10 protein-coding genes and 1 pseudogene are annotated in these 13,221 nt (G+C 68.8%); 5 read left to right on the top strand and 6 right to left on the bottom strand.

The annotated features are described in order from the left end of the window. Positions 1 to 5: 5 nt before the first annotated feature. The 5 genes from OC159_RS15175 to OC159_RS15155 form a co-directional block, all read right to left on the bottom strand. Positions 6 to 1,454, bottom strand: a complete 1,449-nt coding sequence (locus OC159_RS15175) for a lipopolysaccharide biosynthesis protein (RefSeq protein ID WP_265502016.1) — start codon at positions 1,452 to 1,454, stop codon at positions 6 to 8. A gap of 211 nt (positions 1,455 to 1,665) precedes the next feature. Then, on the bottom strand, positions 1,666 to 2,775 hold the full coding sequence (gene nagA / locus OC159_RS15170; RefSeq protein ID WP_265502015.1) for an N-acetylglucosamine-6-phosphate deacetylase: 1,110 nt from the start codon (positions 2,773 to 2,775) through the stop codon (positions 1,666 to 1,668). Beyond that, complete coding sequence (locus tag OC159_RS15165) at positions 2,772 to 3,605, bottom strand: BadF/BadG/BcrA/BcrD ATPase family protein (RefSeq protein ID WP_265502014.1); 834 nt, start codon at positions 3,603 to 3,605, stop codon at positions 2,772 to 2,774. The genes nagA and OC159_RS15165 overlap by 4 nt, the downstream gene beginning before the upstream one ends. Before the next feature lie 105 nt (positions 3,606 to 3,710). Continuing rightward, a complete protein-coding gene (locus tag OC159_RS15160) occupies positions 3,711 to 4,007 on the bottom strand; it encodes a DUF2218 domain-containing protein (protein WP_265502013.1) in 297 nt (98 codons plus the stop codon). 65 nt (positions 4,008 to 4,072) lie between these two features. Further along, positions 4,073 to 4,297 (bottom strand): hypothetical protein, encoded by a 225-nt coding sequence (locus tag OC159_RS15155; RefSeq protein ID WP_265502012.1) that lies wholly within the window; start codon positions 4,295 to 4,297, stop codon positions 4,073 to 4,075. Between OC159_RS15155 and OC159_RS15150 the strand changes: the two genes are divergently transcribed. From OC159_RS15150 to OC159_RS15125, 5 genes and pseudogenes are all read left to right on the top strand, one after another. After that, positions 4,296 to 5,048: an ImuA family protein gene (locus OC159_RS15150; protein ID WP_265502011.1), complete on the top strand. Its 753-nt coding sequence runs from the start codon at positions 4,296 to 4,298 to the stop codon at positions 5,046 to 5,048. The two genes, OC159_RS15155 and OC159_RS15150, sit on opposite strands and share 2 nt — an antisense overlap. Further along, a complete protein-coding gene (locus OC159_RS15145; RefSeq protein ID WP_265502010.1) occupies positions 4,966 to 6,486 on the top strand; it encodes a Y-family DNA polymerase in 1,521 nt (506 codons plus the stop codon). Before OC159_RS15150 ends, OC159_RS15145 begins: the two co-directional genes overlap by 83 nt. Further along, positions 6,483 to 9,773 (top strand): error-prone DNA polymerase, encoded by a 3,291-nt coding sequence (locus OC159_RS15140; protein ID WP_265502009.1) that lies wholly within the window; start codon positions 6,483 to 6,485, stop codon positions 9,771 to 9,773. Before OC159_RS15145 ends, OC159_RS15140 begins: the two co-directional genes overlap by 4 nt. Before the next feature lie 105 nt (positions 9,774 to 9,878). Continuing rightward, positions 9,879 to 11,329, top strand: a pseudogene (locus tag OC159_RS15135) (CYTH and CHAD domain-containing protein). Positions 11,330 to 11,741: 412 nt separating this feature from the next. After that, entirely contained in the window at positions 11,742 to 12,320 is a 579-nt protein-coding gene (locus OC159_RS15125) for a restriction endonuclease (protein ID WP_265502007.1), read from the top strand. A 681-nt stretch (positions 12,321 to 13,001) separates the two neighbouring features. On the opposite strand, the gene OC159_RS15120 is transcribed toward OC159_RS15125, so the two are convergent. Beyond that, on the bottom strand, positions 13,002 to 13,221 hold a 220-nt coding region (locus OC159_RS15120; protein WP_265502006.1), incomplete at its 5' end, for a hypothetical protein.

Below are 13,221 nucleotides of genomic sequence, written 5' to 3'. Positions count from 1 at the left end.
CACTATCAGGCCATCCTGTTGCGGGTTCGTGACGACAGCGCCTTTGACGCAAGTGTCCGTATCTCGGCCAGCGTGTCCCGCCCCGAGGCGAAGAGGGCGCCGAATGCGGCCACGATGGCATAGCTGGCCAGCGTGGCGGCCAGAAGCGCCGCGACCGGGTGCGCCGGCAGGTGCGGCGCCAGCAGCATCACTGCGGCGACCGCGATATGAGCGCCCAGGACGAAGGGCAGCGTGGCCCGCAGCACGTGCCGCGCCTGGACCGGCCCCGTCTTCCCGACATAGAGCCACAAGAGCGGCGTTCGCAGGTATTCGTGGATCGCATAGGCCAGCGCCACGCCGAAGGCACCGAAGGGCAGGCCGATCACGAAGGCGATCGCGGTGGTCACCGCCCCGAAGATCCCCCAGCGCATGAAGTCCATCGACCGGCCCTGGCTGATGAACAGCCAGCCCGCCGGGCTGTTCAGCGGTTGCAGCAGGCCCGCGAACCCCAGCGCCTGGAAGATCATCGCGCTTTCCTGCCACTGCTGCCCCAGGGCCAGCGGGATCAGCAGGTCGGCCATGGCGATGGCCACCGCGACGCCCGGCAGCGCCACCAGAAGCAGCAGCGGCGCGACGCGTAGATAGGCCCGGCGGTAACGGTCGGGGTCCGATCCCATGCGCGACAGGGCCGGGACCATGACCTTCCCAAGCGGATAGGTCACCTGCTGCAGCGGGAACAGCAGCAGTCGGTTCGCCCGGTCATAGAGGCCAAGTTCAATGTTGCCCCAGCGGCGGCCGATCAGGATGTGGTCCAGGTTCCGCGCGAAATAATTCGCAAAGTTGAAGCCCGTGATGCCCGCACCGAAGCTGACCATGCCGCCTGCGCCGGTGACCCAGCGCGGCATGCCCGGCCGCCACCGGGAACTGGCCCAGACCCCCAGCGTGCCGACGGTCATCGTCGTGAGGCCGCCGACGAACAGCGCCCAGAAGGACCGCGTCACGAAGGCGAAGACGATGGCCGCCCCCAGGCCCAGCAGCGCCGCGATGCTGTCGATGATCGCCAGCCGGCCGAAATCCATCCGCCGCGTAACCAGCGCCGCGTGCTGCGCCCCCGCCCCCAGGATCAGCAGCTGCAGGCTCATGGCGGCGACAAGGGGCGCGACCTGCGGTTCCTCGTAAAACCGGGCCACCAGCGGAGAGATCAGGATCATCACCGCGCCCAGCATCGCGCTGACGGCCATGTTGATCCAGAAGAGGCTGTTCACCTCGGCATGGGTCAGGCCCTTCTTCTGGACCGTCGCCTGGGTCAGGCCCATGTCCTGGAAAAGGCCCACGAAGGCCACGACCGGCGCCGCCATGGCGACGATGCCGAAATCCTCGGGCTGCAGCAGCCGGGACAGCACGATCACCGAGGTAATCTGGCATCCCAGCTTGACGATCTGTGCGCCGCCAGTGACGGCGGCGCCCCGGCTCACCGACCGGACGAGCGAACGCTCGGGCGGGTCGAAACTTTTTCCGTCTTCGCCTGTGCTGTCTGATCCCATGTCCGATGATCGCGATGTGCCCGGTGTCGACAAGACCTCATGCTAGGTCCTGCGGTGCAGGGTGACCATCTAAAAATGCGGCACTGCAGCGTAAATTCTGCCCCGCCGCAATTTGACCAATCGCTGGGCAGTCCGCGCCGGATCAGCAGTCCGGATCGTCGGCCGTGCCGCGCAGGGTCAGGTCTTGGTCCAGCCAAACAAGGTCCGCCGGACGGCCTGCCGCAATCCGGCCCAGGGGCGCGCCGATCAGGTTGGCCGGGATCGAGGTCGCCATGGCCAGCGCCCGCGCCCGCGACGCGCCTGCCGCGACCACGGTTCGCAGGGCGCGGTCCAGCCTCAGGTCCGCGCCGGCCAGCGTGCCGTCGGGCAGGGTCAGCCGACCCTCGCGGCGCAGGATGCGGCGGCCCTGCAGCGTGAACTCGGAAAGCGCGCTGCCCGCGACGGCCATGCAGTCGCTGACTAGGAACAGCCCGGTGCCGCGCGCTCGCAGCGCCACCGCAAGGGCGGTGGAATCGACATGGATGCCGTCGGCGATGATTCCCGCGTGAACATCGCCCGCCAGCACCGCGCCGACAAGGCCGGGCTGGCGGTGGCCCATCTGGCTCATGGCATTGAAAAGATGCGTGGCCGACCTTGCGCCCGCCGCGAAGGCCGCCTGCGCCTCTGCCGCGGAACAGTCGCTGTGGCCCAGGCTGACGATGATCCCGGCGCGCGACATCGCCGCAACCTGTGCCGGAGTGGCGGCCTCTGGCGCGACGGTGACCATCAGCGCGGGCAACCGGGATGCCGCCTGCACCAGTTGCGACAGGTCCGCGTCCGACATGGGCCGGATCAGTGCCGGATCATGCGCCCCCGCGCGCCGCGGGTCCAGATGCGGCCCCTCGAGGTGCAGGCCCAGGAAGCCCGGGACGTTGCGCCGGGCGGCCTCGATCCCGGCGCGCAGGACGCGCGCCGTCACCTCGGGCCGGTCGGTGATCAGCGTCGGCAGGATGCCGGCGCAGCCCAGGGCGCGGTGTGCGGCGCAGATCCGGGACAAGGCGTCGGCATCGCTACTGGCGTCCACCATCAGGCCCGCGCCGCCGTTCACCTGGAGGTCCACGAAACCCGGCGCGACGATGCCCGGCTGCGGGCGGATGTCGGCGGGGCGGGGGACCACCTGGGCGATCGTCCCGTCCTCGACCACGACGGCCATGTCGGCCAGCAGGTCGTCGCCGTCGAACAGCCACTGGGGCGCCAGGATGCGGCGGGTCATGGGGCGGCCCATTCGCGGGCCAGCGACAGGGCGCCGTCGACGCCCGTGCCCTTGGCGGGATGCACCGGCCAGTCGGCCTTCAGCCGTGCGGCGTAGACGTGGCCAAGCCCGCCCATGCAGACCAGCGGCAGCCGGTCACCGTCCTGCAGGACGCCGATGGCGGCAGAGAACTGCGCTGCGGCCTCGTCCAGGATATGCAGCGCCGCGGGGTCGTCCGATCCGGCCAGCCGAGGCGCAAGGGCCGCGAAATCCGCCGGTGTGGCGCGGGTGCCGAAGGCGATGATCCCCTCGAAGCCGCCGAAATCCTCTCGGATCTGCGCCAGCAGCGGCGTGTCGGGGGCGAAGCCGTCGGCCGCGCGCATCGCCAGCCCCAGAAGCGTTCGCCCAAGGACGGCGCCGCTGCCCTCGTCCCCCATCAGGAAGCCGCGCCCGCCATATTGCCGCAGTTGCCCCTGTCGCTGCACGGTCAGGACCGATCCGGTACCGACCGCCAGCAGGATGCCGTCACCGGTATCAAGGGCCCCGCGGGTGGCGGTGACGGCGTCGTTCACGACGCGGCTTCGGGCGAAGGGCAGGCGGGCCTGCATGGCGGCCGCGGCCTGCGCCATGCCGCCGCCCGCAAGTCCCAGAACGGCCGTCAGGTCCGGGGGGCGCACGCCAGCCTCGACCATGGCGGCAGTGGCTGCCGCCAGAATGCTGACCGTCGCCCCCGGAGGGTCCGAGTTGATGTTGGCTGGCCCGCCGGTGCCGCGTCCCAGGATCTGCCCTTGGGCATCGGCGATCGCGGCCCTGCAGCCGGTCCCGCCGCCATCGATTCCCAGATACAGCACCTTCCGGCCTCCTTCTGCGGCGCCCGCCTGCGGTTGGTCATGAACGGCCCGGATGCACTGGGACGGCGGGGTCGGTCAATCGTCTTGATGGTCGCCCGAGGTCGCTCAGGCTGGATCGGCTTCGGGCGTCCAGGTCAGCGGGGCGGGGTCCTCGCGGTGGGCAAAGCGCAGCAGGTGGCGTTCGAGAACGTCGCGCAGCCGCTCCATCCGGTCGGCATCGGAGGCCGACAGCGCCAGGTGCAGGCCCGCGGGCGTGACGGCGATTTGCGCCTCTCCCATCTCGAACTGCAGCTGAGCATGGGCGTCGGTCAGCGTCACGGGGATCTTGTGGCCGAAATGCTTGGCGGTCGTGCCCATCAGGGCCTGCCCCCGGGCGGTCGGGAAATCAGCGGTCATCTGCATGAGGAGGTCCTTTTCAAGAAGGAGGCCCGGCTAGAATAACAAAGTGAATTTGTCAAGAAATCGTACTAGCCCGAGGGCGGCATGTGTTCGAAGATCTCCTCGAGCCCCAGCAGGATGGCGGCGATGGTGGCAGGGTCATCATGATCGTCCGGCGCGGTTGTGGCGCAGCGACAGATGGGGCAGCGGCGGCGGGTGGTGTCTGCGATCACGATTGGCAGCGGCGCATTGACTTGCCGCACCGATAAGAACAAAAACGGAACACAGAGTCGTTTCAGCCGTTGGTCATCCATGCCCGCCCATGCCCGCAACCTTCCCTCGCTTCGCGCCTGCATCGCCCACCTGGAGGGCGAGGCGGCGCACGCCCGTGAGGTGCTGCCGTTCGGCGTGGACGCGCTCGACCGGCGACTGCCGCAGGGCGGCCTGGCGCTTGGCTGCCTGCACGAGGTGGCGGGCGGCGGCAATGGCGCCGTCGACGGCGCGGCGGCGGCCTGCTTTGCGGCGGGCATCGCCGCGCGGCTGCCGGGGCAGGTGCTGTGGTGCGTGACCGAGGCCGATCTTTTCGCGCCGGGGCTGGAGCAGGCGGGCCTGCCGCCTGACCGGGTGATCCATGTCGAGGCCGGTGACGATCGCTCGGTCCTGGCGTCGATGGAGGAAGGCCTGCGTCACGGCGCTCTGGCCGCGGTCGTGGGTGACGTCGCGCATCTGTCGATGACCGCCTCGCGCCGGCTGCACCTGGCGGCCAAGGGGACGGGAACGATGGGCATCGCGCTCCGCCGCTGGCGGCGGCAGGCGGATGCCAGCGACTTCGGCCAGCCCACGGCGGCGATGACGCGCTGGCGCATCTCGGTCCTGCCCTCGGCGCCGCTGCCGGTGCCGGGCGTGGGCCGCGCCCGCTGGCTGATCGAACTGATCCGCGCGCGGGCGGGCGAATGTATGGATATGGAACTGGAGGCTTGCGATGGCTCGGGTCATCTCGGTCTTCCTGCCGATGTGGCCGATCGACCGGCTGCGGCGGCAGGCGGACAGCACGCCTTCGGCTGAAGCGCCGCTGATCCTGGCGGGCCGGGTCGGCAACCGCCGCGTGGTCACCGCCGCCTGTCCCGAGGCGCAGGCCCTGGGGCTGCGAGTCGGCATGCCGGTCAGCAAGGCGCAGGCGCTGGTCCCGGACCTGCAGATCAAGCCCGCCGACCCGCAGGCCGATGCCGAAAGCCTGGAACGGCTGGCGCTGTGGGTCCTGCAGCGCATCTCTCCGATCGTCGCCGCCGATCCGCCGGACGGGGTGGTGATCGATTCCACCGGCGCGGATCACCTGCACGGCGGCGAGGCGGCCATGCTGGAGGCGCTGATGGGCCGCATGGCCCTCTCCGGCATCACCGCCCGCGCCGCCATCGCCGACAGCTGGGGGGCCGCGCATGCGCTGGCGCGGCATGTGGCGGATCCCACCGTCATTGCTGCGCCCGGAACGGCCGAGGCGGTGCTGGCGGCCCTGCCGCTCGAGGCGCTGCGGCTGCCGCCTGCGACGGCGGCGGGGTTGCGGACCTTGGGCTTCGCCACGATCGGCGACCTGATCGGCCAGCCCCGCGCGCCCCTGACCCGCCGCTTCGGCCCCGAACTGTGCCGGCGGCTGGACCAGGCGCTTGGCGACGCCGCCGAGCCGATCGTGCCCCTGCGCCCCGAGGGCCTGATCGAGGTGCGCCGCGCCTTTGCCGAACCCATCGGCGCGGCCGAGACCATCGCCCGCCATATCGGCAAGCTGGTCTCCTTGCTCTGCAAGGCGCTGGAGGAGAAGGGCCTCGGCGCACGGCGGCTGGACCTGCTCTGCACCCGCGTCGACAACCGGATCGAGACGGTGCGCGTGGGCCTTGCCGTCCCGCAGCGCGACCCCGCGCGCCTGACCCGGCTTCTGTGCGACAGGATCGAGACCATCGCCCCGGGCTTCGGGATCGAGATCATGACGCTGACGGCAACCATTGCCGAGCCGCTGGTGCCGCGGCAGGCGGCGACATCGCTGCTGGAGGAGCCGGCGCCGGACATTTCGGGCCTGATCGACGCGCTGGTGAACCGCGTCGGCGCGCGTTCCGTCTATCGCCTGGCGCCGGTGGCCAGCGACGTGCCGGAGCGGTCGGTGACGCGCATCCCGCCGCTGGCAGAGCCGGTGGGCGCCGGCTGGCCGAACCACTGGCCGCGCCCCGCCCGCCTGCTGCCGCGCCCCGAGCCGATCGACACGATGGCGCTGCTGCCCGACCAGCCACCGAACTGGTTCTCGTGGCGGGGCATCCGCCGCCGGGTGCGGCGTGCCGACGGTCCCGAACGGGTCTACGGTGAATGGTGGAAGCGCGACGCCGAGCTGAGCGCCGTCCGCGACTATTTCCAGGTCGAGGACGAGGCGGGCGAGCGCTACTGGGTCTTCCGCCAGGGCGACGGAGAAGACCGGACGACCGGCTCGCACGGCTGGTTCCTGCATGGGGTCTTCGGATGAGGGGCTATGCCGAGCTGCAGGTCACCTCGCACTTTTCGTTCCTGCGCGGGGCGTCCTCGGCCGAGGAGTTGTTCGCCACCGCCGCGCTGATGGGGATCGGGGCGCTTGCGGTGACCGACCGCAACAGCCTTGCCGGGATCGTCCGCGCGCACGAGGCGTCCAAGGACACCGGCGTAAGGCTGGTGGTCGGCTGCCGGCTGGACCTGCGCTGCGGCATGTCGGTGCTGGTCTATCCGACCGACCGCGCCGCCTATTCCCGGCTCTGTCGCCTGCTGTCCATCGGCAAGGGGCGGGCAGGGAAGGGGGCGTGCCACCTGGACTGGGCCGACCTTCAGGCCCATGCCGAAGGGTTGTTGGCGGTGCTGGTCCCCGACATGGCCGACGACACCTGCGCGCTGCACCTGCGCCGGTTACGCGACACGTTCTGCGACCGCGCCTATCTGGCGCTGACCCTGCGGCGGCGCCCGAACGACCAGCTGCGGCTGCACGATCTGTCGAACCTTGCCGCGCGGATGCGGGTGCCGACGGTGGTGACGAATGACGTGCTGTTCCACGAGCCGGGCCGCCGCATCCTGCAGGACGTGGTGACGGCGATCCGCCACAACACCACCGTCGATGCCCTGGGCTTTCGCCGCGAGCGTCACGCAGACCGCTACCTGAAGCCGCCGACCGAGATGCAGCGCCTCTTCGCGCGCTACCCGCAGGCGCTGGCCCGCACCGAGGAGATCGCCGCGCGCTGCCGCTTCTCGCTGGACGAGCTGCGCTACCAGTATCCCGAGGAACGCGACGACCCGGCGCAGACCGCGCAGCAGACGCTGGAGCGGCTGACCTGGGACGGCGCGCGGGAGCGTTATCCCGATGAGCTGCCGGACAGCGTGGTGGCGTCCCTGAAGCACGAGCTGCGCCTGATCGCCAAGCTGGAATACGCCCCCTATTTCCTGACGGTAAACAGCATCGTCCGCTTTGCCCGCTCGAAGGGCATCCTCTGCCAGGGGCGCGGGTCGGCGGCCAATTCGGCGGTCTGCTATGTCCTGGGCATCACCTCGATCAACCCGATCGAGGTCAACCTGCTTTTCGAGCGCTTCGTCAGCGAAGAGCGGCGAGAGCCGCCCGACATCGACGTGGATTTCGAGCATGAGCGCCGGGAGGAGGTGATCCAGTGGATCTATCGCACCTATGGCCGCGACTGCGCGGCGCTGACCGCCACGGTGATCCGCTATCGCACCAAGGGTGCGCTGCGCGACGTGGGCAAGGCGTTGGGCTTGCCCGAGGACCTGATCCGCGCGATCTCGTCCCAGATCTGGGCCTGGTCCGAGGAAGGGGTTCCCGACGCCTATCTGCGCGAACTGAACCTGAACCCCGCCGACCGCCGGCTGCGCCTGACCCTGCAGCTGGCCGAGGAGCTGCGTGGCACGCCGCGGCACCTGTCCCAGCACCCTGGCGGCTTCGTGCTGACCCATGACCGCCTGGATGAGCTGGTGCCCATCGAGCCTGCGACGATGGAGGACCGCCAGATCATCGAATGGGACAAGGACGACATCGACGCCCTGAAGTTCATGAAGGTCGACGTCCTGGCGCTTGGCATGCTGACCTGCATGGCAAAGGGCTTCGAGCTGATCCGCCGCCACAAGGGGCAGGTCCATGATCTCGCTTCGGTCCCGCCCAATGATAAGCGCACCTACGCGATGATCCGCAAGGCCGACACGCTCGGCACCTTCCAGATCGAGAGCCGGGCGCAGATGGCCATGCTGCCGCGCATGAAGCCCAAGACCTTCTACGACCTGGTGATCCAGGTCGCCATCGTCCGCCCCGGCCCGATCCAGGGCGACATGGTCCACCCTTATCTGCGCCGCCGCGAGGGGCTGGAAACTGTCCATTACCCCAAGCCGGAACTGGAAAAGGTTCTGCGGAAGACCCTCGGCGTGCCGCTCTTCCAGGAGCAGGCCATGCGGGTCGCCATCGAATGCGCGGGCTTTACGCCGGGCGAGGCCGACATGCTGCGCAAGTCCATGGCGACCTTCAAGTTCACCGGTGGCGTCAGCGCCTTTCGCGACAAGCTGGTCGGGGGCATGGTCGAACGCGGCTATGACCGCGACTTCGCCGAACGCACCTTCCGCCAGTTGGAGGGCTTCGGCAGCTATGGCTTTCCCGAAAGCCATGCGGCCAGCTTCGCGCGGATCGCCTATGCCTCGGCCTGGCTGAAGTGCTGGCATCCGGACGCTTTTTGCGCGGCGCTGCTGAACAGCCAGCCGATGGGCTTCTACGCGCCCGCCCAGATCGTGCGCGACGTCCGCGACCATGGCGTGCAGGTCCGGCCGGTCAGCGTTACCGGTTCGGACTGGGACTGCACGCTGGAATCCCTGTCCGGAACGCCAGCCGCCGCTGGCGAGGGTGGCGCCCGCGCCTTTGCCGTTCGCCTGGGGCTGCGGATGGTCAAGGGCCTGCGAGAGGCCCATGCCGCGGCTATCGTGCTGGCCAGGGCCGAGCGTCCCTTCACCTCGGTCGAGGATCTGTGGCGTCGCGTCAAGGTGCCGTTCGCGGCCCTGACCATCCTGGCCGAGGCGGACGCGTTCCAGGACCTTGGCCTGACCCGCCGGCAGGCGCTGTGGGCGATCAGGGGGCTGCCGGATGCGGAGCTGCCGCTGTTCGCCCTGCTGCGCGACGACGACATCCCCGGCTCCGGTCATTCGCCGCCCGGCGCCGAGCCCCTCGTTCCCCTGCGCCCCATGCCGGCTGGCCGCGAGGTGGTCGAGGATTACAGCCGCACCGGCCTGTCGCTGCGCCGCCACCCGGTCGCCTTTCTGCGTGACGGCTTGGCCCGCCGCCGCATGCGCAGCTGCGCCGACGCGATGTCGGCGCCGGGCGGTCGCTGGCTGGAGGCGGCCGGCCTAGTGCTGGTCCGCCAGCGCCCAGGATCGGCCAAGGGCGTCATGTTCATCACGATCGAGGACGAGACCGGCATCGCCAACCTAGTCGTCTGGCCCAAGGTCTTCGAGGCCCATCGCCGCATCGTTCTGGGGGCCGGCATGATCGGCGTGGCGGGCCGCGTCCAGCGCAGCGGAGAGGTCGTGCACCTGGTCGTCCACCGGATCACCGACCTGTCGGCCGAGCTGGCCAGCGTCGGGCAGCAGGGCAGCTTCCCCCTGCCGCACGGACGCGGGGACGAGTTCCACCGCGGCGCCTCGTCGCCGGACCCGCGCATCGCCCAGGCACCGAAACCTCGCGACATGTATATCCGCGATCTGCATCTGGACAGCATCAGCGTGAAGACCCGTGACTTCCGCTGACGCCGCCGTCCGGTTGCCGTACCTTCGCCCCCCGCGTGCGGCGTCCGGTCGAGGAACGTGGGTCCAGCGCCTAGCGCTGCCTTGCGTCGATCAGGAGGCAATCGCATGGACGAAGTCGAGCTCAAGTTGTTGGTAGTCGACGGCCCCGAGCGTTTTGCAGCCTCGGGGTTTTTGCCGGGCAAAGGACGCACGGCACGCCAACGGTCGACCTATTTCGACACTGCCGACGGCGCGCTGTCGGCGGCGGGGGTCTCGCTGCGGATCCGGCAGGTCGGCACGGACCGGACGCAGACGATCAAATCATCGGCCTCCTTGTCCGCCGGGCTCTTTGTGCGCAGCGAGTGGACAAAGCCCGTGAACGGAGGCCTGCCCGTCATTGATGACGAGACGCCGGTCACCAAGTTGATCGATCCAGCGACCGATCCGTTCCAGCGGGCCTTCTAGGTCGACGTGACCCGGCGCATCTGGAACATCCGATTCGACGACACTTCCATCGAGGCCGTGCTGGACGAGGGTGACATCCTCGCCGGCGACCGCCGCACCCCGGTCTGCGAAATGGAGCTGGAACTGAAATCGGGCGACGCGCGCGCGCTCTTCGACCTGGCGCGCCAGCTGGATGCCGAGGCACCGCTGCGACTGGCCGTCCTGTCCAAGGCCGAGCGTGGCCACCGGCTGACACAGGCGCTGACCCCGGCCGTTACGGCGGAAACGGTGCCTCTGACGCGAGAGATGACGGCCGCCGAAGGCCTGCAGGCGATCCTGCAGGCCTGCCTGGCGCAGTTCCGCCTGAACGAGGATCTGCTGCTGGACAGCCGCGCCGCCGAACCGCTGCACCAGACCCGTGTCGCGCTGCGGCGCATGCGATCGGCTTTTTCCATCTTCAAGCCGCTGCTGGGGCCTGACGAGGCGCGTGACCCGCGCGACCGCCTGGGTCAGCTGGCCAAGGAACTTGGCCATGCGCGCGATCTGGACGTGCTGATGCAGCGCGCGGCGCCGGGGCCATTGCGCGACCGCATCCGGGCCGACCGAAAGGCTGCCTATGACCGGGCGGTCGAGGTGCTGGACCGGGCGGAGACGCGCAGGCTGATGCTGGAGCTGGTCGAGTGGATGCACTGTGGCCCCTGGCTGACTACCGCCGAAACCGCGGACCGGAGCGACCAGCCGGCGAAGGTCTTCGCAGCCATGGCCCTGAAGCGGTTCCGCCGAAAGGTGAAAAAGAAGGGCCGCACCTGGCCGATCTCGACGACGCGTCGCGGCACGAGCTTCGCAAGGAAGCCAAGAAGCTGCGCTACGCGGCCGGCTTCTTCAAGCTGCTGTTCGACGGCAAGATGGAAAGGCCGCGACAGAAAGCCTTCATCGTGTCGCTCAAGAAGGTCCAGGACAGGCTTGGGAAGCTGAACGACATGGCCACCGCGCCAGAGCTGCTGGAGAGGCTGGGCCTGGCCGACGACCCGGATTCGACCGGTCTGTTGGGAAGCGGCAAGAAGAAGGCGCTGCTGGCCTCGGCCGAGGATGCGCATGGCGACCTGATCGACGCCCGACGCTACTGGCAGTAGCCGTCGCGATTCGGGAACGCCTCTTTGGCCGCTGCGAGGCTTCCGGCGCAGCGACGTGGCACTCTCCGGAACGGGCCGCCGACGGCAGGATGCAGCGGCCCTGCATTGCCTTGGGGACTGCCTGACAAGATCGGCACAGCCGGCCCATCGTTTGGCAGTCATCGACGGCAAGTTTGCTGAAGAACATAGCCCGTTCGTATGAGGTCCTGCGGGGGCGTGGTCACCGACGAACACATCGTCATGGACGGTCGGCTGACAGGCAGCGGCCGTTCGCCTGTCCCGGCAGTGCCGAACGGTTCCACATCTGTTCCCTTGGGTGCAGAGCGGCTATGTTCGGAAACCACACCGACCCGGCCGATAATCATTGCAGAAGAAACTCCACCTCCTTGCGCGCAGCCTTGCCTGGTTCGCGATGGCTCTCTGCACCCTGGTCACTGGACTTGGCGTGTTGCTGCTTGCCGACCTTCATCGCCAGCAAGAGGCCCTTGTGGCGCTTGGGTGTGCGCTGGTGCTGTTGCCAAGCTGGGTGCTGCGCCGCCCGGGCCGCCGGCGTCGGCGGAAGACCCGCTCGCGCCAAAGGAGCCGCCCGAGGCAGGTGGTCCGCAAGCCGCGCCCGCCAAGCCCGCCCTCGACCGCGGGCATTCCCGATGACGGGCACGAGTTCGAGCTTTGGGTCGCGCGTCGTCTGCGGCAGCAGGGCTGGAGGACCCGGCTGACGCAAGCCAGCGGCGATCAAGGCATCGACATCATAGCCACCATGGGGCACACGAAAATCGGCATCCAGTGCAAGCGCTACAAGGGCTCGGTCGGCAACAAGGCCGTGCAGGAGGCGATGGCCGGGAAGGTCTTTCACGGGTTGCACGTCGCGGTCGTGGTCACCACCGGCACCTATACCCGCGGCGCGGAGGAACTGGCGCGCAAGGCGGGCGTCCACCTGTTCGACGTGGACGACATTGCCGAAATCCGCCGGTTGGTTCTTGTGGGGCGATAGCCGGTCGAGCCCTGAGGGCCAGCCGGCCTACACCTCGCCCAGGCATTCATGTCGCAGAGTTCCCGTTCGGCAACAAATCCCGTGGCTGCGGATCAAGCTGAGGCCTGCCGCCCTTGTGTTCACGTTCTAGCATGGGGGAGGAGCGGGCGGCGAATCGGGCAAGCCGTGCAGCACCGTTGAACTCTCCGGATCCCTCGTGACCATTGGCGCGTTAATCATGTGCCTGAAACGCCGTGTCCGCACCGACACCGCTGGCTGTTGGCAAAGCCTGTGCGAAGGACGTCGCGCGCGGCATCCGTCTTTGACAACAGGCTGGACAAGAACGCGCTGGACATCCTGAAGCCGATCAACTGGGTCTGCTTCCGCAGTTCCCGACCTGGAGGCGCGGCCAGAGGATCCTTGCGTCGAGATGGCGGAAGGAAGTGATGCGGGCCTTGACCGTTTTCGGCCTCTATTCGCAGGCCGTGAACTTGGGCCGCATCGGCCAACCGGGACTTGTGGCAGACACGATGTCCGTTAAAAGAAGTCGTTGCGAAGGTCAGACGCCTCGCATGAAGACGCGGCGCGGCGTGTGCGGTAGTGGCTGGCGGCTACGCCTTCAGGCTGCCCCAGCAGCGGTATAGGCATGCGCGAGTTGACGGCAGACAAGGTGAAACCATCTCCTGAATCCGGGCGCGTTGATTATTTTCGATCGGAAGTCATTTTTCTCTTGCGCGTTGCATCATGTCGGCCTAGATAACGGCCTCCGACAGACGGTCCTGCTGGATTGATCGGGTCGGCGAGACAATTAGGGGATGGGTGACCTGGTTTGGTGTTGCTTTTTGCGGCGCTTGATCGGTGATTTTGTTTCTTCTGCTTTTTGACATTGATGGATATCTGAAGAGATATGCGGGCGGTCTGG

The sequence above is a fragment of the Paracoccus beibuensis genome (genome assembly GCF_026162625.1).
Classification (GTDB): Bacteria; Pseudomonadota; Alphaproteobacteria; order Rhodobacterales; family Rhodobacteraceae; genus Paracoccus; species Paracoccus beibuensis.
Note: the sequence above shows the minus strand (reverse complement) of the source record. Positions and strands in the feature narration are given on the sequence as shown.